Annotated in this window: 21 protein-coding genes and 1 tRNA gene; 12 read left to right on the top strand and 10 right to left on the bottom strand. The window is 40.4% G+C overall.

Annotated elements, in window-relative coordinates; genetic code table 11:
* Positions 1–8: 8 nt before the first annotated feature.
* Positions 9–248, bottom strand: a complete 240-nt coding sequence (locus tag H5187_RS07765) for a DUF2960 domain-containing protein (protein ID WP_145237021.1) — start codon at positions 246–248, stop codon at positions 9–11.
* Between the two features lie 131 nt (positions 249–379).
* On the opposite strand from H5187_RS07765, the gene H5187_RS07760 reads away from it, so the two are divergent.
* The 3 genes from H5187_RS07760 to H5187_RS07750 are packed head-to-tail and all read left to right on the top strand — an operon-like array spanning position 380 to position 2,095.
* Positions 380–631: a hypothetical protein gene (locus H5187_RS07760; RefSeq protein WP_145237024.1), complete on the top strand. Its 252-nt coding sequence runs from the start codon at positions 380–382 to the stop codon at positions 629–631.
* Between the two features lie 25 nt (positions 632–656).
* Positions 657–1,280: a nicotinamide riboside transporter PnuC gene (gene pnuC / locus H5187_RS07755; protein ID WP_149980641.1), complete on the top strand. Its 624-nt coding sequence runs from the start codon at positions 657–659 to the stop codon at positions 1,278–1,280.
* Between the two features lie 8 nt (positions 1,281–1,288).
* Complete coding sequence (locus tag H5187_RS07750) at positions 1,289–2,095, top strand: phosphotransferase (RefSeq protein WP_182784530.1); 807 nt, start codon at positions 1,289–1,291, stop codon at positions 2,093–2,095.
* Here H5187_RS07750 and H5187_RS07745 read toward each other — a convergent pair.
* On the bottom strand, positions 2,092–2,274 hold the full coding sequence (locus H5187_RS07745; protein ID WP_145237033.1) for a helix-turn-helix domain-containing protein: 183 nt from the start codon (positions 2,272–2,274) through the stop codon (positions 2,092–2,094). The two genes, H5187_RS07750 and H5187_RS07745, sit on opposite strands and share 4 nt — an antisense overlap.
* Positions 2,275–2,530: 256 nt before the next feature.
* Between H5187_RS07745 and H5187_RS07740 the strand changes: the two genes are divergently transcribed.
* Both H5187_RS07740 and H5187_RS07735 read left to right on the top strand, forming a co-directional pair.
* Positions 2,531–2,605: transfer RNA gene (locus H5187_RS07740), tRNA-Arg, on the top strand.
* Positions 2,606–2,958: 353 nt separating this feature from the next.
* Positions 2,959–5,064, top strand: a complete 2,106-nt coding sequence (locus H5187_RS07735) for an ATP-binding protein (protein ID WP_182784532.1) — start codon at positions 2,959–2,961, stop codon at positions 5,062–5,064.
* 6 nt (positions 5,065–5,070) lie between these two features.
* On the opposite strand, the gene H5187_RS07730 is transcribed toward H5187_RS07735, so the two are convergent.
* On the bottom strand, positions 5,071–6,042 hold the full coding sequence (locus H5187_RS07730) for a zinc transporter ZntB (protein WP_145237039.1): 972 nt from the start codon (positions 6,040–6,042) through the stop codon (positions 5,071–5,073).
* Between the two features lie 149 nt (positions 6,043–6,191).
* Here H5187_RS07730 and H5187_RS07725 point away from each other — a divergent pair, with 149 nt between their 5' ends.
* From H5187_RS07725 to H5187_RS07715, 3 genes are read left to right on the top strand one after another with little or no spacing between them, the layout of a single operon-like run.
* Entirely contained in the window at positions 6,192–6,620 is a 429-nt protein-coding gene (locus tag H5187_RS07725) for an ATP-dependent zinc protease (protein ID WP_145237042.1), read from the top strand.
* A 10-nt stretch (positions 6,621–6,630) separates the two neighbouring features.
* A complete protein-coding gene (rimK, locus tag H5187_RS07720) occupies positions 6,631–7,536 on the top strand; it encodes a 30S ribosomal protein S6--L-glutamate ligase (protein ID WP_145237045.1) in 906 nt (301 codons plus the stop codon).
* Positions 7,523–8,581, top strand: coding sequence for a succinylglutamate desuccinylase/aspartoacylase family protein (locus H5187_RS07715; RefSeq protein WP_145237048.1), 1,059 nt, complete (start codon positions 7,523–7,525; stop codon positions 8,579–8,581). Before rimK ends, H5187_RS07715 begins: the two co-directional genes overlap by 14 nt.
* 72 nt (positions 8,582–8,653) lie before the next feature.
* On the opposite strand, the gene H5187_RS07710 is transcribed toward H5187_RS07715, so the two are convergent.
* From H5187_RS07710 to recQ, 4 genes are all read right to left on the bottom strand, one after another.
* Positions 8,654–9,220 carry a mechanosensitive ion channel domain-containing protein gene (locus H5187_RS07710; protein ID WP_149980644.1) on the bottom strand — a complete coding sequence of 189 codons (567 nt, stop codon included), beginning with the start codon at positions 9,218–9,220 and terminating at the stop codon, positions 8,654–8,656.
* Between the two features lie 52 nt (positions 9,221–9,272).
* Positions 9,273–10,982, bottom strand: coding sequence for a POTRA domain-containing protein (locus H5187_RS07705; RefSeq protein WP_182718076.1), 1,710 nt, complete (start codon positions 10,980–10,982; stop codon positions 9,273–9,275).
* A 66-nt stretch (positions 10,983–11,048) separates the two neighbouring features.
* Positions 11,049–11,348, bottom strand: a complete 300-nt coding sequence (locus H5187_RS07700) for a DUF3630 family protein (RefSeq protein WP_182718077.1) — start codon at positions 11,346–11,348, stop codon at positions 11,049–11,051.
* 15 nt (positions 11,349–11,363) lie between these two features.
* Positions 11,364–13,187 (bottom strand): DNA helicase RecQ, encoded by a 1,824-nt coding sequence (gene recQ, locus H5187_RS07695; RefSeq protein ID WP_182718107.1) that lies wholly within the window; start codon positions 13,185–13,187, stop codon positions 11,364–11,366.
* Between the two features lie 110 nt (positions 13,188–13,297).
* Here recQ and H5187_RS07690 point away from each other — a divergent pair, with 110 nt between their 5' ends.
* Both H5187_RS07690 and rarD read left to right on the top strand, forming a co-directional pair.
* The gene (locus tag H5187_RS07690; protein WP_149980646.1) at positions 13,298–13,753 is read left to right on the top strand and encodes a thioesterase family protein; all 456 of its coding nucleotides are present in this window, start codon (positions 13,298–13,300) and stop codon (positions 13,751–13,753) included.
* A 52-nt stretch (positions 13,754–13,805) separates the two neighbouring features.
* Positions 13,806–14,729: an EamA family transporter RarD gene (gene rarD / locus H5187_RS07685; RefSeq protein ID WP_182718078.1), complete on the top strand. Its 924-nt coding sequence runs from the start codon at positions 13,806–13,808 to the stop codon at positions 14,727–14,729.
* Here rarD and H5187_RS07680 read toward each other — a convergent pair.
* Positions 14,726–15,961 carry a response regulator gene (locus tag H5187_RS07680; protein ID WP_182784534.1) on the bottom strand — a complete coding sequence of 412 codons (1,236 nt, stop codon included), beginning with the start codon at positions 15,959–15,961 and terminating at the stop codon, positions 14,726–14,728. The genes rarD and H5187_RS07680 overlap by 4 nt on opposite strands.
* An 89-nt stretch (positions 15,962–16,050) precedes the next feature.
* On the bottom strand, positions 16,051–16,425 hold the full coding sequence (locus H5187_RS07675) for a DUF413 domain-containing protein (protein ID WP_145237075.1): 375 nt from the start codon (positions 16,423–16,425) through the stop codon (positions 16,051–16,053).
* Between the two features lie 91 nt (positions 16,426–16,516).
* Here H5187_RS07675 and H5187_RS07670 point away from each other — a divergent pair, with 91 nt between their 5' ends.
* Together H5187_RS07670 and H5187_RS07665 are read left to right on the top strand one after the other, a co-directional pair.
* Positions 16,517–17,392 (top strand): LysR family transcriptional regulator, encoded by an 876-nt coding sequence (locus H5187_RS07670; RefSeq protein ID WP_149980649.1) that lies wholly within the window; start codon positions 16,517–16,519, stop codon positions 17,390–17,392.
* A 159-nt stretch (positions 17,393–17,551) separates the two neighbouring features.
* Entirely contained in the window at positions 17,552–18,469 is a 918-nt protein-coding gene (locus tag H5187_RS07665; protein ID WP_182718080.1) for a porin, read from the top strand.
* A 50-nt stretch (positions 18,470–18,519) separates the two neighbouring features.
* Here H5187_RS07665 and recG read toward each other — a convergent pair whose 3' ends face one another.
* Positions 18,520–20,601, bottom strand: coding sequence for an ATP-dependent DNA helicase RecG (gene recG, locus H5187_RS07660; protein WP_182718081.1), 2,082 nt, complete (start codon positions 20,599–20,601; stop codon positions 18,520–18,522).
* Between the last annotated feature and the right edge of the window lie 56 nt (positions 20,602–20,657).

Below are 20,657 nucleotides of genomic sequence, written 5' to 3'. Positions count from 1 at the left end.
GCTAAGCGTTACTCTTTGATAAAATACACATCGCTAAAACCCATGCGAGCAAACTCTTCATCACGAAAATTACGCACTGCCGCTGAGCCTTTTGAAGTCATAGCAATTTGCTGTTCCATCTTTAAATAATTTGTTAAATCAATCCCTTCAGCCGCAGCAATAGCCTGATACATATCGCGATATTTATCTTTTGCAAAATTAATTTCGCGAGGCTGATTTTTAAATTTGTACGTAATGCGTCGTGCCATGAGTCACTCATAAAATAATTTAATTGCGTTAATTTTACACCTTCTTCGACATCCGCTCTACCTTTGAATGACTTGTAGCTTAGCTCAAGTTACAATAACGGCCATATTTTTAAATAAACCAAGGAATTGTCATGAAATTATCTGTAGAGATCAGTAAGTACCCACTTCATCAAGATTATATCCCATTTATTAAGGGGTTTATTGATCGCTTAAATGAATATGACGATTTAAAAGTAATAACAAATACCTTGTCGACGCAAATTTTTGGTGATTACGATTTAGTAATGTCTGTGCTTAGTACTGAGATAAAGCGTTCATACGAAGAGTTTGGCAAAGCTATTTTTGTTTGTAAATTCCTCAATGGTGATCTCTCTCCCCAATAGCAGCTAAAGCCTTAGTGGATCAATTATGGAATTTATTACAGAAACTCTCGCAGGGTTTACTGCAATGTCGCACTGGGAATATATCGCAGTGGCGCTCTCTATGGCATATTTGCTATTAGCAATAAAAGAAAACCTGTGGTGTTGGCCTGCAGCATTTTTTAGCACCCTTATTTATACCATAATGTATTGGAATGGTGCTTTATTAATGGAATCGCTATTGCATTTTTACTATATGTATATGGCGGTTTATGGATGGGTAATATGGCGAAAAGGCGACGCTAATAAACATCAATTAGTGATCACCTCATGGCGCTTGCATCAACACTTATTCATCATTATTGCGACTTCGATTGTGGCATTAATATTTGGTTATGTGATGAACAATCATACCCATGCAGACTTTGCTTATTTAGATAGTTTTACAACCTGTTTTGCTGTTGTTACAACGTATTTAGTCGCAAAAAAAGTACTGGAAAATTGGCTGTATTGGATTGTTATTGATGCGGCTTCGATGTACTTGTATTACGAGAAAGGCTACTACCCAACATTAGCGCTGTTTATTTTTTACACCATAATGGCAGCATGGGGGTTTAAAACCTGGTATGAAGAGTACGAGCAAAATCAAGCTAAGCCTTTGGCGCAATTATAAGAAGCAGTATGACAGGTAAAGAAATTAGCGGCATTTTTGCCGCTTTTGATCCACAACTAAAGGTATTGAGCAATGAGCGGCTATTTAGCGGTTTAAGTAACGATAACTTTTTAGTGCGTACTGCACAGCAGGCTTTTTTATTAAAGTGCTATCGCGAGCATTGGCCAGTGCAGGGCTTGGCAGCACAAACTGTATTTGCGCAGCAGCAGGTATGCCCCAAACCACTGTGGACTGACGAAGTTAACAAGCTGGCGATTTTTGAATACCTAGAGGGGGATATTGCACAAGGGGATTTCACTTTAGAGTTGCTGCAAAAGTTGATTGCTTTTCATTGCCATGATGTTGTTACTGAGGCGATGGATATAAAGTATGAGCTGGATTTTTATAAAAAAACTCGCTTATATCAGCAATATCAAGCAAGCGTTGAGGATGCATTAAAGCAAATCGCGTTATTACCCCGTGATGAAGGTTTTTGCCATAATGATTTAGTAAAAGAAAACATTATTGTGAATAGCCAAGGCATGTTTTTAATTGACTTTGAGTACGCTAAAAGTAATGACGTATACTTCGATTTAGCAGCACTAACTGTTAGCTTTGCGTTGAATGATAAGCAAAAAAATAGCTTACTTTCAAACTACCAACAGCAATTGCCTGCTATTCAAAAATTTCACTATTCACTGCAAAAGCTTGAATGCTATCAGTTGGTGTTTTTAGTGTTGTGTATTTGTTGGTATAGCGCACGCTCAGTCGATAATAAAGTGACTGAGTTGCGTACGCAGTTGGATTGTTTGATTAGCTCAATGGATCATCGTTAAAGACCACCAAAACGCGCCGCAAGTTCTTTGTATTTTGCAACTTCATCTGCATCAAATAGTGGTTCGCCGTTTTCATCAACAGATTTCGATATTAATAAACTTTCCCGGGCAAGACGCTTTACACGTTCAACTTTAACCCCTAAAAACTCCGCTACTTGCTCGGTTGACATTAAACTCATAGATACTTCCTCATGTTAAACCTTTTACAAGCGCCTTAAAAAGTCGTTAAACGGGCATTTATATGTTGCAAAATGGTTAGTGATTTTTATTAAGTATAATTTAATAGCTGTTTTTTGCTTGCTTGTGAAGTAATTTATTATAATTTGCTGAATTATTAAGCATCTAAGCGATAGAAGCTAGCATTTAATTGCATATGCCTTTATTATTGCTCGGCCTAAGCACTGATATCGCGAGTTGGTGTGGTGGCACAAATGTGCTCTCGTGGTGAAATGGATATCACGTGGCCCTCCGGAGGCTGAGTTGTAGGTTCGATCCCTACCGAGAGCGCCATTTGCAATAATGCCCAGCCTTTCATCAAAGGCAATCAATAATAACTCTCTATCTTACTCCACAGTGTTTGCCCTCAATCACACTCTTTTAGTACTTATGATGTAAATAACCCCCTACCAATATTTAGAATTAATTAAATTACACAAATGGTAAAACTGACAACTGGACTATACTCATAATTCATTATCTTAGGGAATTGTATTATGCACTACAGCTCGCCTCCAATAAAAATGGTGGGATTACCGTTTCATGTCATTTTGTATACTAAGTAAGTCGAGCACAGTTGTTATTAGGCAATGCCTGTGAGTGTTGTGTTAAATGAGCTCTTTAGCAAAGAGTACTCTGGAGATTGAATGAATATTAAAACCCGTATTCTGGTGTTTGTCATTTTGTTTGAGATATTGGCTTATTCAACCCTACAGTTATTCAACACGCTAATTTACAAAGAATCTTTGGATGAATTTAAGCAAAATGAAATTCAAGCTGTGTTCAATGGCACTATTTCCCGAATCAATCATCTTACAGAACAAATGCAAGGGCATGCGATCGATCTGGCTCTAAGCGGTGAACAGTTATACTTTCTGCGTCATCAAAAATCTACTCCCATGGCTGATATCAAGGAACTGGCTCAGCGCACGTTACAAAATAAGTTTGCCAGTTTTGAACAAGCCATGGGAGGAGGGCTTTGGTATCAACCCCAGGTACTGGATGAGCAGTATCGTTATTTTGGCCCATATGTATATAAAGAAAATAAACAGCTGCAATTTACGTGGGATCTCAATAAACCACAGTACGATTATTTTTCTCAGGATTGGTACCAGCTTGCTGAACAGCAAGGGTGGGGATTAAACCAATCCAGCTATCGTCCAATATTTTGGACTAACCCTTATTACGATGATGCAGGCTCATTCTCGTTGATGATGACTATAGATGCGGTGATGCTTGACGATAACCGCAGTCCGATTGGTATGGCGACGCTCGACTGGTCTTTAGCTGAGTTAAGTGAGTTTTTAGTCAGCATTAAAGTGACCGAAAATGCACAATCATTTTTATTTCACCGGGATTCTGAGTTAATTATTGGCTTTACAGACAAGCCTCAAACGGTACAGCAGTTGACCGATGACTTTCCTTGGGCGGCAACATTAGTAGCTCAAAGTCGGTTAAGTAAGGTCAATAGCTTTGGGTTTGAGCAGCTAGCAATTGAAGATAAGTATATTTTTTATCAGCTTAGTGAGAGCGGTTTTATCTTTGGCTCATTAGTTCCTAAAAATGATTTAAGTAAACAAGTTGATAAAGTGTCTTCTTGGGCTTTAATCACAGGCAGTGGCATAGGGCTGTGCTTTATTATACTGATGATTTTTATCCTCAAAGCTTTGTTTAGCCCTTTTGATCAGGTATTAAATATCATAAAAAGCTCTATTCGTTATGGTAGTAATAAGCAAGTTAATCTACTGCCAGTTGAGTATGCTAAACGCAATGAGTTTACCCCAATTATTACTGCTTTAAATGATGTGTACTTACAAGTAAAAAGCTACGTCACTGAGATTGAAGATGCGAATACCAAGTTGATGTCTTCACAGCAACAAGTAAAACAGTTAAATGCGGTACTTGAGCGTAAAGTGGCTCTGCGTACTGCTGAGCTTGAGACTAAGACCAAAGAAGCAACATTATCGCTGGAACAGCTAAAACGTACTCAGCAACAGTTAATTGAAAATGAAAAGCATGCGTCGTTAGGACGATTAGTTGCTGGAGTTGCTCATCAAATAAATACCCCATTGGGCATTTGCGTCACGGCTGCATCAGTACTGGAAAGCACCTCGAAAACTATTCATGGCAAAGCGGCTGCGGGTAACATGTCGAGAGAGGAGTTTAATCAGGCCTATGCTCATATAATACAAAGCACAGAGTTATTGAGCGTGAATCTCCACAGAGCTACCAATCTAATCAATAACTTTAAACAAGTTGCGGTAGACAACGATACACAGGAAAATCGCTGGTTTAACTTAGGTGAGTATATCGATAATATTCTGCTGTCAATCCACTCACGTGTTGACCAAACGCCTCATAAAGTTAAATGCCAATACCAGCAAGAAATTCGTTTTTTTGCCTCACCAAGTGCATTCTCGCAAATTTTAGGGCAGCTAGTGGAAAATGCCTTAGTTTACGCTTTTGATGATTTAACGCCTGGGGAGGTGAACATTACAGTGAGTAAACATGATGAACAACTTCAGCTGATAATCAGCGATAATGGTAAAGGCATGCCAGAAGATGTCCGCAAGCAAGTATTTGACCCGTTCTTTTCTACGAATAACGCACAACTGAGCTTAGGTTTGGGGTTGCACATTGTTTATAATTTAGTGATACATAAACTAGCCGGTACGATAGAGTGCCAGAGTCAATTAGGTGCTGGCACTACTTTTATCATTACTATACCAATCAATGTAGTTGAACAACCGTGAGTATTTTTAAAGCCATTTTTTATTTTTGAAGTAAACGCCGATGGCACCGGTGATCACGACTAAAAATATAACAAAAAAACTAAATGCGTAAGGGCTCTCTGTACCAGGGATACCGCCTACATTTACGCCAAGTAAACCGGTTAAAAATCCTAGCGGTAAAAACAGTGCCGCAACCACCGACATCACATACATACGCTGATTTAATTGTTCGGAAACCTGATTAGTAATGGTTTGTTGAATAATTTGCGCACGTTCAATAGAGCTATCTAATTCTTCAATAAAGCGGATCAGTAGATTGGTGGTTTCGTTTAACTTGGCTTTGTCGTTTTCACTAAGCCAGCTGTATTTGTTTGCCATTAAAGTACTGAGCGCTTCTTTTTGTGGCCTTAAGTAGCGTTTTAAACCAATTGATTGACGGCGTAACTGCGACAGTCCTTGGTTATCAAAGCGCTTGGTCGGCTCGTCAATTTCATCTTCAAAAATATCGAGAGTGTCATCTAAACCATCAATTACCCCTTGCATACGTGAGGTAAGATTTTGTGTAAGTTGGCAAACTAATTCAGAAATGCTAACTGGCCCAGTTTTTTCTTCCAGTGCAGCTAAAATATCTTGGACTGAAAGTAAACGGCGTTTTCGGGTAGTGACCACTACATTTTCATTGATAAATAAACGAATTGAGACCATGTCTTCAGGGCTTTGTGCAGGATTTAAATTCACGCCTCGTAAAAACAACATACAACCGTTAGTTACTTTGGTGATACGAGGGCGTGTTTCATCGGCTGTTAATGATGCAAGTTCATAATCAGTCAACAATTCACTGTTTTGTAACCAATCTATGGCTTCACTTTGGCTATAATCAAGATGAACCCACAATTTACCTTGCTCAGGCTGCCAGTTATGTAGGTCTGCGCTATTATCAATTGTGCGTGCGCCGCCTTGTTCATCAAGTATAAGTGCGTGTAGTAAACCATTGAACATAGTAAATTCTCATTAATCCTGTATGTTAATATAGTTGACTATTGAGTGACTTAGGTCAATTAAATTAGCTTATCATTTGGATAAAATTATTTCATTTGTGTTTTTATCCGTGTAGCGTATAAGACAGTTTTTTATTAAAGGGCACATTTATGACGGCAAAGATAATTGTTGGTTGGCGTGAGTGGTTAAGTTTACCTGAGCTTGGCATTAATCAAATTAAGGCTAAGATTGATACGGGCGCCCGTACGTCATGTATTCATGCTCTTAATATTGAAGAATATGAGCGAGAAGGCGAAAAGTGGGTTAAATTTATTGCTCAGCCTTTGCAAGAAGATGAGCACACTCAAATTGAGTGTGATGCTAAAGTAAAAAAGATGAAATATGTAACCAGCTCAAGTGGGCAGCGTGAGTTGCGGTATTTTATTGAGACTAAGCTCTGCGCTGGTGATAAAAGTTGGCCAATAGAAGTCACTTTGACCAGCCGAGCGAGTATGAAGTTTAGAATGTTATTAGGGCGCACAGCCATGGAAAATCGTATAGTCGTTGATCCGGCTTTATCTCATTTATTAGATAGTTAAGGTTTTAACTATGAAAATTGGTATTTTATCTCGTAACAAGAATTTATATTCAACGCGTCGTTTAATTGAAGCAGCTGAGATGCGTGGTCATGAAGTAAAAGTGATCGATGCATTACGTTGTTACATGAACATTAACTCTGAGCAACCAGAGATCCATTATCGCGGTGAAAATTTAAAAGATTTTGATACCATAATCCCGCGTATTGGTGCTTCAGTTACTTTTTATGGTTGTGCAGTACTGCGTCAGTTTGAAATGATGAATGTATTTCCTGTTAATGAATCAGTTGCTATTTCACGTTCGCGAGATAAATTACGTTCGTTACAGTTGTTATCACGTAAAGGCGTTGGTATGCCGGTAACCGGTTTTGCCAGCAAGCCAGATGACGTTAAAGACTTACTTGAAATGGTTGGCGGTGCACCTGTAGTTATTAAGCTGTTAGAGGGTACTCAAGGCATTGGTGTGGTGTTAGCTGAAACACGTAAAGCTGCTGAGAGTGTTATTGAAGCCTTTATGGGCTTAAAAGCTAATATCATGGTACAAGAGTATATTAAAGAAGCTGGTGGTGCAGATATCCGCTGTTTCGTACTTGGTGACAAAGTGATTGCCGCAATGAAGCGTCAAGCACAAGATGGTGAGTTCCGTTCTAATTTACACCGCGGTGGCAGTGCAACATTAGTGCGTATTACGCCAGAAGAACGTAGAACAGCAGTAGCTGCAGCTAAAGCAATGGGCTTGAACGTAGCTGGGGTTGATTTACTTCGTTCATCTCGCGGACCTTTGGTAATGGAAGTTAACTCTTCACCAGGTCTTGAAGGTATCGAAGTAGCAACAGGAAAAGATATTGCAGGTATGGTGATCGAATTTATCGAAAAAACCGCTGCAACCAAAAGGACCGCAACGCGTGGCAAAGGTTAGAATCAATAGTGCGTTTACTTTATTAGGTGAAACGGTGGGTGTCGGTGAGCGTAAGACGCTGGCCCTAGAAGCAGCTAAGCTGTACACCCATTCGCCGTTGAATATCCCAATAGAGGTAGTGAATGGAGTTCAAGCAGGGCCTGTTTTAATGGTCTGTGCGGCTATTCATGGTGATGAACTCAATGGCGTAGAGGTCGTACGCCAATTATTAGCAAAAATAGATGCTAACCAGCTGCGTGGTACGCTGATTGCTGTGCCGATTGTTAACGTATTTGGTTTTATTCATAAGTCACGTTATTTACCTGATCGCCGTGATATGAATCGCAGCTTTCCAGGTTCTATTCGTGGATCGCTTGCTGGACGTATGGCACATATGTTCTTTTCGCAAGTGGCCATTCATTGTACGCATATTATTGATTTACATACTGGCGCAATACATCGCACCAATTTACCGCAAATTCGCGCAGATTTGAGTGATGAAGCAACGGCACAAATGGCGAATGCATTTGGTACACCAGCCGTTATTGATGCGTCACTTCGTAATGGTTCACTGCGAAGTGAGGCCGCGAACTTAGGTATTCCGGTGATTACATACGAAGCTGGAGAAGCGCTGCGGTTTGATCCAATTGCAATAGCGGCTGGTATGCAAGGCGTTGATTATGTCATGCGTCATTTAAAAATGATCCGTGGCAAGCGCGCTAAGAAGTTACCTGAGCCAATTATTGCCAGCTCTACCAGTTGGGTGCGTGCTGAAGTCGATGGCATTGTGCGTGCGCAAGTATCATTGGGTGAGCGAGTAATGAAAGGGCAAATATTAGCTTATATCAGTAGCCCGCTCGGTGATTCTGAGCTGGAATTATTAGCGCCAAGAAGTGGTATAGTGATTGGTCAACAAACTATGCCACTGGTTAATGAAGGTGATGCAGTGTTTCATTTAGCATATTTTGCTCACGCAAACAGCTTGGTAGAACAACAGCTTGAAACCTTTATTGATGAAATAAGTGATATTGAAGATGAGTTAAAAACAGCGGAATTAAATAATTAATTGCTGATTGTAACTGATCAAAAAAGCCGTTTAAGGATATTCTTAAACGGCTTTTTGTTATGTGCTTTTCGTTTATTGCAGCTTTTTAGGTCCAATAGCGCGCTTAACCGCGATTGCTTTAGTAGGTTTCGGCTCTTTATTTAAAACCATCACCGGACGAGTAACAAATAGGTTATTAGGATAAATAACTCGGTGCCCATCAACATGTTCTAATACCACATTCATCAAGCCCATCTCGACAATACGCCCCTCAACAAAGTTCGCGCCGTCAATAACTCTAACCCAATAACCAACACGACAGTCATTTTGAATAAACATTAGCAAAAACGAGGTCAGATTGCTCAATAGCGACCAAGCTGCAAATAGTGCAACACCTAGCATGGCAAACAAAGATGAGCCAAGTACCAGTAAACCCCGTAATTCAATACCCCAAAAAACTAACACTAAGCACAGCATTACAAATGCGAGAATAATTTTCAGTAATAGTTCGGCACGATATTTACGGTGAATATCGACTTTGCCCTTAATAGTTTTTTCGAGTAATTTTTTAGTCAGTTTTAATAGTACAGGAAAAAGTAACAGAGCGACTAAAGTGACGATGAGTTTATACTGCGTGCTAAGAATATCTAACAGTTCCACAATCAATCCAAATGCGGTTTAGGAGCAACTAGTTTAGCGTTTTTAGCACACTTTAAAAGGAATTTTTTACAGTGACTAGCCATTGAATAGAATCAACATCATCACTTTTATCAAGTGGAGCGGCGATATCTAAATGGATCACAGTCCCTGCATTTGCTCTGCTTGGAGCGAGCCGTAACCCGATACCTATATTTTTCAATACTTGGCCATTTTTACCGTTATTTTGGTCATTAAACCAAGCGCGACCAATATCAAAAAATGCAGCTCCACCAACTTTAAACAGCTGAAGCAGGTCGTATTCCCAATAATAGCGTTTTTCAAGATTAACTAAAAAACTACGATCGCCTTGTTGGTAGTCTAGCGGATAGCCACGTAGGCCATTTTCGCCGCCTAAGATTAGCTGTTTGTCGGGAGTTAGGTTTTTAGCATAGTCTAAGCGTATTTTGGCATACCACGATTGTTCAAAACTGGTGTTTAAATAATACTGCACTTGAGTGCTCGCGAGTAAGTTCTCTACTTTGCTTTGTTGTTCGTTCCAATTACCATCTAGGCTAGCATGAAAGCGCCAAAGGGTATTATCGCCACTAAAATGAGCTTTTTTCGCATCAAAAGAGTAAATAGCGCGGCTATCGTCATTGCTTAATTCTTCACTTGCATAGCCTAATAAACCTTGCACATTCCAACCAAGATTTAAATCTTCAGTACGATAAATACTGTCGAAATTACGCACTTTTATGTAGTGATCTTCAAACCAATGACCACTGATATATGGATAGCTTAGCTCCCGTTTTTCAGCCAATGGTGTGACGGTATTTACTGTGCTCTCAAAAGCTTGCTGTTCATGGGTATAACCGACGCTAATGCGTTGAGTCCAATTATTAGCAAGCTGTTTAGAGTGGCCAAAGTGAATGCGATTATAGTCTGTTTTCTGGATAAATTGACTGAATACTTCACCTCGTTTATAGAGAGATTCAATTCGTTGATCAGAGTAGCTTAATAAGCCATAGCTGTAAGGCGTATCAATAGAGTAAAAAGGGTAGCTAAGCTCGAGTAAATGGCGTTTACCATCGTCGTTATCTGAGTATTCTATACGACCACGGTAGCGGCTAGAAAGTATATTAGGATCATCATAAACAAACAGGTAACCATTACGTTCTGCATCGGTAGTGCGAGCAAGTGACAAACGTTTACCCCAGCCAAATAAATTGGATTCGCGAAACCCAATGCTCGATTTATTTTCGCCACCACTGCGGCTGAAGCTAATTTCTGGTAGTAACGTCCATAAATCGCGGGTGATCACTTTTACATTAATGTCACCATCGCAGTTAGTTTCTGCTTTTATTCTGGCATCGTATAGATAACCTTGACGACGTAATAAGCGCTCTGATTCGGCGAGTTTTTTCGGCTCATAGTGATCACCAGGTTCGAACAATAAAATATTTTTTATAACGTCTGGCTCAGTGGTCATATGAACACGATTGGCAAAGCGAAATAATGCGTTATTTTCTGCTTCTAAATTGGTATTGAAGACGTTGAGTTGATCAAGTTCGACCTGGGCAATTTTGGCTTTGTTGGTTTTTTCTGGCAGTGTCTCATCGACATCAAGTTGGCGACGGAGATTTTTTTCAGTGGGTGTAATTGTGCGTTGATTACTGCAACTTTGCTGTTCGTCACCAGATGATTGCGCTAAGCCATAGGATGAATAGAGCAAAGTGCTGCAACAGCTAAACAATAAAAATGCATAAGCGTTATTTACAACCATTGAAATCCTTTATTATGGGTTTTTACCGTTAACCCACTACACACTAAGTTTGTGTATAAGTCTACCTCATTGTTGCAATAGTGTAAGAAAATAGTGTGCTAAGGCTGCTAATAAATGCTCAGCTTCAATGCCTTCGCCATTAACCCAAATACTGTTACTGTAGTGTTCAAAGTTTAAATTAAAGCTTTGCTGTGCATACGTAAAGCGACATTGGTGGCGATCCGCTCCCGCTGCAAATTCACCAATTACTATTTCTGGGCCATGTAAAAATAACTGTGCCCAAAGCTCGAAATCATCATCGTTGGGCATTTCGCTGGGGATAATAATAATGGCATTATGTTGATTATCTAGTTGCAGCTGAGTCATCAATTTTCTCTTTATTTAAGACTGGGCTAAGTAGTCGCGTATGGCGTGTAAAAAAGGGCTGCCGTACTTATTGAGTTTAGTAAAGCCAACTCCTGACACTTTGAGAAATTCACTGTCATTGGTTGGCATTAGTTGCGCCATTTCTGCGAGGGTTTTATCGTTAAACACCACATATGGTGGCACATCATCCGCATCGGCAAGCTCTTTACGTAAGGCACGTAGTTTGGCAAATAGCTTTTTATCGTAATTAAACTGAGCGAGCTTGTCTTGGTATACGTGCTTCGCTTGCAGACGTGGTTCAGCCATTTGCAGCGCGTATTGACCTTTCAAAATAGCGCGAGCACCTTCGGTTAAGCGCAGTGCTGAGCCTTGGGTGATATCTTGACTCAGTAAGCCTTGGTGAATCAGTTGGCGTAAAATACTGAGCCAAAATTCACTACTGTGGTCTTTACCTATGCCATAAGTGCTGAGTTGGTGGTGATTGTTATCCCTAATGCGGCTGGTATTTGCTCCGCGCAGTAGCTCAACTATGTAGCCTAAACCAAACCGTTGTTCGGCACGATACACACACGAAAGGGCTTGTTGTGCCACTAAAGTACCATCAAAACTTTTTGGTGGATTTAGGCAAATATCGCAGTTGCCGCAAGGTTCGCGTTGATATTCACTAAAGTAGTTAAGAAGTATTTGTCGACGACATGTTTGTGCTTCTGCGAAGCTGGCCATGGCGTTAAAGCGTTGCTCTTCGACACGACGACGTTGTTCATCTTCAATGTCTTCAAAAAATCGCCTAACACGGCCAATATCGGCCGGATCAAAATACATAATAGCTTCAGCGGCCAAGCCATCACGGCCAGCACGGCCAGTTTCTTGATAGTAAGACTCGATACTTTTGGGAATATCATAATGCAGTACAAAACGGACGTTGGGTTTATTAATGCCCATGCCAAAGGCAACAGTAGCCACCACTATTTGAATATCGTCACGGGCGAAACCGGTTTGTACAAATTGGCGTTGCTCGTTACTCATACCTGCATGGTAAGCCGCTGCGTTCATTCCAGCATCAGCGATCTTTTCAGCTATTTCATCAACTCGTTTTCGACTGGTGCAATAAATAATACCACTTTGACTTTGTTGTTCTTTTAAGTAGCGAAGTAATTGCGCCAGCGGTTTGAATTTTTCTTCAATGGTGTAACGAATATTTGGTCGATCGAAACTACCAGTGTGTATATAGGGGGCATTTAAACCAAGCTGCTGGACGATATCAAACCGCGTGGCTTTATCAGCTGTCGCTGTGAGCGCCATCATAGGCACATCTGCAAAGCGTTGTTTTAGTTCGCTTAAGCGGCAGTAGTGAGGGCGAAAATCATGACCCCAATGTGATACACAGTGAGCTTCGTCAATCGCAAATAAACTAATATTAAGGTGACTTAAGCGCTCTTTAAATTCATGTTGCAGCACTTTTTCAGGTGCAACATACAGTAGCTTAAGCAAACCATTGTGCAGTTGTTGATATATTTGCTGCTGTTCGTCGCGGTTTAAACTGTTATTGATATACGCCGCTTTCACCCCGAGCGCTTGCAATTGTGATACTTGATCTTGCATAAGGGAAATTAATGGCGAAATAACGACTGTCAGACCGCTTAAGGCAAGCGCGGGCACTTGGTAGCATACTGATTTGCCGCCGCCAGTTGGCAGCAATACTAGCGAATCTTGGCCGTTAAGGGCTGCATTGATCACCGTTTCTTGGCCATCACGAAATTCGCTATAACCAAACACTTGTTTGAGTATAGCTGCGGGACTGCGCACTACGGTGCTTGCTGTGGGATTTGGTGTATTCATCGCGGACATTTTAGAGCTTTTAGACGACCTTGCATAGGTGCTTTTTATCGCACTTTCTTTTTAGTTGTGCTTTACTCATCTTACCAGTTATAAAGTCGCGGATAATAATAATGAATAAAGCCCAATTAATTGACCAAGTTGCTAAAGTTTTTGTAGAGCAAATGCCGTTTAACCAGTTTTTACAAATAAAAGTTAAATCACTAGATGCGGAACAAGCGCAAATAAGCTTTCCTTGGCAGGATGTCTTTATTGGTAATCCTGCTCAAAAAATTCTCCACGGTGGGGTGATCTCTGCGGTGCTTGATAATGTGGGGGGGATGCTAGCGGCGGCGGCGATGATAGATAAGCTCACTGAGCTTAATATAGTTAGTATTCAAACCAAGCTAGCGACACTCGGCACCATCGATTTGCGCACTGATTACTTGCGTCCAGGCAAAGGGCTTGAATTTACCGCTAGTGCTAAGCTAATTCGCTCCGGTAATAAAGTATGTGTATGCCGGATGGAGCTCCATAATGAACAAGGCATTCAAATAGCTTTTGGTACGGCAACTTATTTAGTTGGATAAAGCGTAGCTGGCAGGTAAACTAGCCGCCATTAAACTACATCAGAAACAATCTATGCCAACTAATCCTGAACAGCGTAAAGGTGTTATCTTAGCCTGTATGGCTTTTTTTATGTGGGGCTTAGCACCTATTTATTTTAAATTACTACAGCATATATCAGCTTTTGAAATACTGATGCATCGTGTGGTTTGGTCGGTATTATTCATCGTCATCATTGTTGCAGTAATGAATCAATGGCATAAAGTACAGCATGTACTTAAACACCCTAAACTCATTGCTATGCTGGTTATTACGGCCACCTTACTTGGCTTTAACTGGGGGCTATTTATTTGGGCGGTTAATAATGATCATATGCTTGATGCAAGTCTTGGTTATTATATCAATCCGTTATTAAACGTACTGCTAGGTATGCTTTTTTTAAGTGAAAAACTACGCAAATGGCAAGCGCTAGCGGTTGCTCTGGCGTTATTTGGTGTGGTGATCCAAGTTATTAGTTTTGGCTCATTTCCGGTGGTCGCACTTTCATTAGCAGGGTCATTTGCGGTGTATGGCTTACTTCGTAAAAAGTTACCTATCGAATCATTGCCGGGGTTACTACTAGAGGCATTAATATTATTGCCAGTTGCTTTAGTATATTGGTGGTTAATGGCGCCATCGAATAGCTCTGATTTCGTAGCGAATGATTGGCATACTAATGTATTGTTGATCAGTGCAGGCGTTATTACCACACTGCCACTACTTTGCTTTACAGGTGCTGCCAAGCGATTGCAGTATACTACCTTAGGGTTTTTCCAATATATTGGGCCAAGTTTAATGTTTGTGTTGGCGGTGGTATTTTATGGTGAAGTATTTAGTCCTGAACGAATAGTAACATTTGCTTGTATTTGGAGTGCGCTGGCTATCTTTAGTTGGGATTCCTATCGACAATCACAAAAGCGTAAACGTGAAAATATCCCTGCACCCACTAAGCCTGTTTAAGCAATGACTTTATTGCGGCCAGTTTCTTTGGCTTCATAAAGCTTAATATCGGCCTGTTTTAATAATTCATCAATTTGATAAACAGGCCCGTGTGCGTAACCAATAGAGAGCGTAAATTGAATTTTTTCTTTGCTAAATTCAGGGCTATTGAGCTCAACAAAGTGACGAAAATTATCCAGACGTTTTAATACTTCATCTTTATTTGTGTCATTAAAATACACAGCAAACTCTTCACCGCCTAAACGAGCCGCCAAGTCTTTTGTAAAGTATTTTGCAAAACAAATTGAAAGTCCTTTTAGTACTTCATCACCAGCATCGTGGCCATAGGTATCATTGATTGCTTTGAAATGGTCAATATCGAGCATCGCCAAAGAGGGAATTAACTCTTTTTTCTGCAGTTGTTTTAATGATTTTGTGGTTTCTTCAAAGAAGTAGCGACGATTAGGTAGTTTAGTTAAATAGTCAGTGTTCGCTTGTAAGCGAATGGTGGCAATTTGTTCCAGCATGTCAACGTTCTGGCTCAAACGGCAATAAAATTCTTCGTTATTAAATGGTTTGCGTAAATAGTCGTTTGCGCCATTTTTCAAAAAACGCGCCGAAAGATGCGCTGCATTTGAGCCGGAAATACCGATTATTGCTTTTTCATCATTACTGTATAAGCGACGAATTTCACCACATAACTCATCACCATTCATGTTAGGCATTTCGTTATCTGCAATTATAACTGCTATATCAGGTGTTTGTTCGAGCACAGCAAGTGCTTCAATGCCATCACAGGCTTGTAATATTTGATATTTATGACGTTTAAGCAAGCTGCATATATGTAGTCGTGCTGATGGTGAGTCATCGACGACTAAGACTTTAACGTTTTCGTTGCGAGGTAAGCGCTGTAGTTGCTTTTCTAAATAATGGTAGGCTTGCTTGTTCTCTTTAGTGATGTAATCAATTATTGGATATTTTTCGACGGTATCACGGGTCTTTGCATCTATATTGCCGGTCATTACTATAGTAGGAATTTGAGCTTCAATAGTGCAGGGTACAGCCTCGCCTTGTGGTGCGTCAGGTAGAATAAAGTCTACTACAGCGCAAAAATAGTTATTTTTACTAATTAACTCTTTTGCTTGCGCTAAGGAACAGGCTATATCTGCATCATAGCCAACTTTAATTGCAATGTGCTTTTGCACTCGCGCTATAGTTGGCGTATCTTCAATGATGAGTATTTTTCGTGTCACGTAACACCTTGTTTTTGGCATCGCCAAGTTTATTCAGTTATACAAGTTGTAACTGTTAAAACACGAAAAAGCAAATAACACCATTACTTTTATAAACTATCAGACTCCGAATAGTAGTCTGGATTTTGTGGTGCAGGACTTGAAATTTTAGAACGCCCAAACAGAGTATGAAACTTTGCTTTACACGTCGTTAGCTTTAGGTATTTAATCCACGCACGTTCAATTGCGTTGGTTGGTTCTTGATTACCAGAGACAACGGCAAAAAATTGTTCTTGGATTTCATTTTGTGGTTCAAGGGTTTTATTATATAACCCTTTTAGAACAACACCGTGTTGTTCAAGGATACTGGCTTCTAGTAAGGTAAAATTACCGCTGCGGCCGAATCCGCGCGGAAAGTTTTGATCATCATAAAACTGACGTTGGCTTACAAATGCTTGGCGAAGTAGTGAAATATCATTGCTCATGGCTGTTTCCTCATACCCTATTTTCAAGCTGGAGTATGGATCAAGTTGCGCAATTTATTAAACAAAAAATTTTTATCGTGAGGATAAATAATTGGATATAGATTTATTGAAAACCTTTGTCGAAGTGGTACGTACTCGTCACTTTGGTAAAGCGGCTGAAAACCTTTACATTACGCAGTCTGCGGTGAGTTTTCGAATTCGTCAATTAGAACAAGGACTAGGGGTTAATTTATTTATTCGCCAACGTAATAACATCCAATTGACTGCACCAGGGGAGCGCTTATTACCCCATGCGCAAATGATTATTACTGGTATGCAACGGGCTAAAGTCGATGTTGCTCTTGCGGATAATATGCATAAGCAAGTGAGTTTAGCAGGGACGCCTAATATTTGGGATGCTTTTTTACAGTTTGGTATCACTAATATTGTTTCTGCAATGCCAGGGGTATCGCTGGTGGCTGAAGTTAAAGCACAACAAGAAAGCACACGGTTATTATTAGAGCGCACCTTAGACCTAGCTATTTTATTTGATCCACCAAAAGTGGATGAATTAGTAGTTGAGCGTATTTGCACCTTGCCAATTATACCTATCAGTGCATTTGAAGGAGCTGCGAATGAAAACTTTTTTGATAATCAATATGTCTATGTTGACTGGGGAACTACCTTCTCTCTTTGGCATGCACGGCAATTTACTGGTCACACTCCACCATATTTTCGCACCAGCACAGGACGCATTGCATTAGATTTGATACTACAATGTGGAGGTAGTGCATTTATTCCTGAAGTTTTAGCGAAAAGCCATATAGATAAAGGGGAGCTACATCGAGTGTCTGATGTGGAACATACTTCTCGGGATATTTTTGTCGCTTATCACAGAGATAATGAACAAAAACCCTTGCTTGAGACGTTGGTTAATTTATTACTGGAATTAACACCAACAATAAGCAGTGAATTTAGTGCTAAGTAAGCTATATATGACAGTTTTATGTTGATTTGATGTCTTTTGTTGTTCCTTTTTATGAATAATATGAGTCATAAATGTTTCTGTTGTAATATTTCTGTCATTTACCACAGGCAAAATGCAGCGAATTAAAAATTAGTCTGTTGCGTTTATTGAGGAAATAATATGAAATTTGCAAAGTCGAGCTTATTACTAGCTGTGTTAAGTGGTTTATCTTTTTCTGCGTTTGCTGATGTTGATGTGTATGGTAAAGCGAATGTATCTGTGCAATCTTCGGATGACGGTGAAGGGTCATTCAGCGAAATTAAAAGCAATGCATCGCGAATTGGTTTTAAAGGTTCTGAAAACATCAGTGATGGCTTAGAAGCTATTTATAAGTTCGAATTTCAAGTTAATGTTTCTGATGATTCAAAAGACACGGTTACATCACGTAATCAATACGTTGGTTTAAAAGGTGGATTTGGTCAATTAGTGATTGGCCGTAATGATACTGCTTTAAAGCAATCACAAGGAAAGTTGGATTTATTTGATAACCTTGAAGGTGATATCAAAAATTTATTTAAAGGTGAAAACCGACTTAGTGATACGGTTACTTATTCATCAAAGGATTTAAGTGGCTTTAAAGTGCTTGCAACTTACGTTGCAGAAAAAGACAGTGAAGGCGATAGCGGTTATTCATTAGCACTTACTTATGGCGATGCTGGACTGAAGAAAAGCAATGTTTATGCATCAGTTGCTGCCGACAGTGAAGTTAATGGTTATGATGTTGTACGCGCTACCGTGCAAGGGAAAGTAGCTGATTTTAAACTAGGTGCAATGTACCAAAGCCAAGAAAAAGTGGATGGTAGCGGTGATGCCGATGGTTATTTAGTTAATGCGGCTTACACCCTTGATAGCAATACATTTAAAGTTCAATACCAAGTAATGGATTTTGATGCGGGTGATAAAAAGTCTGCCATCTCTGCAGGTGTTGATCACTCATTGAGCAAAAACACCACGTTATTTGCCTTCTACACTAATTTTGATATGGACAGCAATGTTGATCAAGATTACTTAGGTGTTGGCATGGAATACAAGTTTTAGTCTTTAGACCGTTGAAAAAGCCTTACTTATTGCTGTAAGGTTTTTTACTATTAAGCTTGTGCATACACTGATTTACCCGCAAGCCAGCGATTGATTAGTTGTTCTACTTGTTCAGGATACTGGCGGAGCATTTGTAGTGCGATAGGTCTGACTAAGTTGAGTGTGTGCTTATCTCTGGTTAAGTCAGCAATTTTAAATTCCGCTAAGCCTGTTTGTTTAGTGCCGAGCACTTCACCTGGACCACGAATTTCCAAATCACGTTCTGCAATTACAAAACCATCATTGCTATCTCTTAGAACAGCCAAACGTTTTTGTGCAGTATGAGACAGCGGTGCGTGGTATAAAAGCACACAATGGGATGCGATTGCACCACGACCAACTCGACCACGTAACTGATGTAATTGTGCAAGGCCAAGCCGTTCAGGATTTTCAATGATGATCAAACTGGCATTCGGCACATCTACACCGACTTCAATGACCGTTGTCGCTACTAATATATGAATCTTTCCAGCTTTGAACTCGCTCATAATAGCTTGCTTTTCTGCTGCTTTCATACGGCCATGAACTAATCCTATAGTTAACTCTGGCAGTGCATGAGTTAATTGCAGTGCGCTATCTTCTGCTGCTTGGCATTGCAATGCTTCCGATTCATCAATTAAGGTGCATACCCAATATACTTGACGACCTTGCTCGGTACAGGCTGTTTTTACACGAGCAATAATTTCATCACGACGCGTATCAGGTAGTGCAATGGTTTTAATTGGGGTACGTCCTGGTGGCAACTCATCAATCACGGACGTTTCTAAATCGGCATAAGCTGTCATCGCCAGTGTACGTGGGATCGGTGTTGCTGTCATAACCAGTTGATGGGGATAGCAATCACCAAAACGGCCTTTTTCTCGTAGCGATAAGCGCTGATGGACGCCAAAGCGGTGTTGTTCGTCAATAATAATAAGCACTAGGTTATTAAATGTTACTTGTTCTTGAAATAACGCATGAGTCCCAACAATCATTTGCGCTTCACCTGATGCTATTTTTTCAAGCGTTGCGCTGCGTTCTTTTCCTTTGGTTTTACCACCGAGCCATGCTGTAGTTATACCTAAAGCCGTAAACCAATTTTCGAAAGTAATGCCATGTTGTTCTGACAGAATTTCGGTGGGTGCCATTAATGCCACCTGATAGCCCTGTGCGATAGCTGTTAAGGCGCTCAGTGCCGCAACCAGGGTTTTACCTGAGCCAACATCGCCTTGTACTAAGCGCATCATTGGATAAGGAGACTGCAAATCGTTTTTTATTTCAGCGACGACTTTGTTTTGCGCGTTGGTTGGAGCAAAGGGGAGCTGCGCTAAAAAGTCATGCTCCAGATGATTAATAGGGTTCAGAGCAACTGCTTTTACTTGCTGTCCTTGTTGACGTAATTTTAATAAGCTCAAATTTTGCGCCAGTAACTCTTCAAACACTAAACGTTGTTGAGCCGGGTGCAGGCCTTGCTCTAATGCGGTGATATCTACATCATTAGCGGGGCGATGTAAAAGTAGCAGTGCTTGAGTTAAATCCATACCAGCGTGTTGGAATTGCACTGGCAATAACTCTTCTACCTGATATTTTTCAAGTAATGCAATCGCCTGATCACTTAATGCACGGATCGACAGTTGTTTTAACCCTTCCGTTGTCGAGTAAACAGGCGTTAGTGTGGTTGCTGTTGGTTGTTCGCTCGGTGTATCGCTGAGGCTGTATTCAGGATGAGTCATTTCATAACCGACTCTGCCACGTCGTACCTCGCCAAAACAGCGGATCACCTTACCGCTACTTAAGGTATTCTTTTGTGCTGCAGTAAAATTAAAAAATCGCAGGGTGAGTCGTCCAGTACCATCGTTAACTTGGCAAACGAGCATTTTACGTTTACCAAAGGTAATTTGGCTGGTTTCTATGGTGGCTTCAATACTGACATGACTATGCACAGCTAAATCACTGATAGCATAAATACGGGTGCGGTCTTCATATCGAAGCGGTAGATGAAAGAGCATATCTTGCACTGTGCTAATGCCGAGTTTTTTTAGCCGCTCGGCCATCTTTGGACCAACGCCTTTGAGGTCAGTGATTGGGTAGCGGCTTAAAGTTGGCTTTGACACAATACGCTCAAATCTTTCATTTTTAGATACTTTTTAGTTTACGTGCGAACAGGCCT

This window comes from Pseudoalteromonas sp. SG44-1, from assembly GCF_014164315.1.
Taxonomy (GTDB): Bacteria; Pseudomonadota; Gammaproteobacteria; order Enterobacterales; family Alteromonadaceae; genus Pseudoalteromonas; species Pseudoalteromonas rhizosphaerae.
This window is presented reverse-complemented; position numbering and strand designations above follow the sequence as displayed.

What these genes read in the sequence shown, in the direction of transcription:
- H5187_RS07675 (WP_145237075.1), bottom strand. Translation starts at nt 16,425, where the DNA reads ATGAGCAATGATATTTCACTACTTCGCCAAGCATTTGTAAGCCAACGT.
- H5187_RS07750 (WP_182784530.1), top strand. Translation starts at nt 1,289, where the DNA reads ATGACAGGTAAAGAAATTAGCGGCATTTTTGCCGCTTTTGATCCACAA.
- rimK (WP_145237045.1), top strand. Translation starts at nt 6,631, where the DNA reads ATGAAAATTGGTATTTTATCTCGTAACAAGAATTTATATTCAACGCGT.
- H5187_RS07735 (WP_182784532.1), top strand. Translation starts at nt 2,959, where the DNA reads ATGAATATTAAAACCCGTATTCTGGTGTTTGTCATTTTGTTTGAGATA.
- H5187_RS07665 (WP_182718080.1), top strand. Translation starts at nt 17,552, where the DNA reads ATGAAATTTGCAAAGTCGAGCTTATTACTAGCTGTGTTAAGTGGTTTA.
- rarD (WP_182718078.1), top strand. Translation starts at nt 13,806, where the DNA reads ATGCCAACTAATCCTGAACAGCGTAAAGGTGTTATCTTAGCCTGTATG.
- H5187_RS07705 (WP_182718076.1), bottom strand. Translation starts at nt 10,982, where the DNA reads ATGGTTGTAAATAACGCTTATGCATTTTTATTGTTTAGCTGTTGCAGC.
- H5187_RS07765 (WP_145237021.1), bottom strand. Translation starts at nt 248, where the DNA reads ATGGCACGACGCATTACGTACAAATTTAAAAATCAGCCTCGCGAAATT.
- H5187_RS07760 (WP_145237024.1), top strand. Translation starts at nt 380, where the DNA reads ATGAAATTATCTGTAGAGATCAGTAAGTACCCACTTCATCAAGATTAT.
- H5187_RS07725 (WP_145237042.1), top strand. Translation starts at nt 6,192, where the DNA reads ATGACGGCAAAGATAATTGTTGGTTGGCGTGAGTGGTTAAGTTTACCT.
- pnuC (WP_149980641.1), top strand. Translation starts at nt 657, where the DNA reads ATGGAATTTATTACAGAAACTCTCGCAGGGTTTACTGCAATGTCGCAC.
- H5187_RS07700 (WP_182718077.1), bottom strand. Translation starts at nt 11,348, where the DNA reads ATGACTCAGCTGCAACTAGATAATCAACATAATGCCATTATTATTATC.
- H5187_RS07745 (WP_145237033.1), bottom strand. Translation starts at nt 2,274, where the DNA reads ATGAGTTTAATGTCAACCGAGCAAGTAGCGGAGTTTTTAGGGGTTAAA.
- H5187_RS07690 (WP_149980646.1), top strand. Translation starts at nt 13,298, where the DNA reads ATGAATAAAGCCCAATTAATTGACCAAGTTGCTAAAGTTTTTGTAGAG.
- H5187_RS07730 (WP_145237039.1), bottom strand. Translation starts at nt 6,042, where the DNA reads ATGTTCAATGGTTTACTACACGCACTTATACTTGATGAACAAGGCGGC.
- recQ (WP_182718107.1), bottom strand. Translation starts at nt 13,187, where the DNA reads ATGAATACACCAAATCCCACAGCAAGCACCGTAGTGCGCAGTCCCGCA.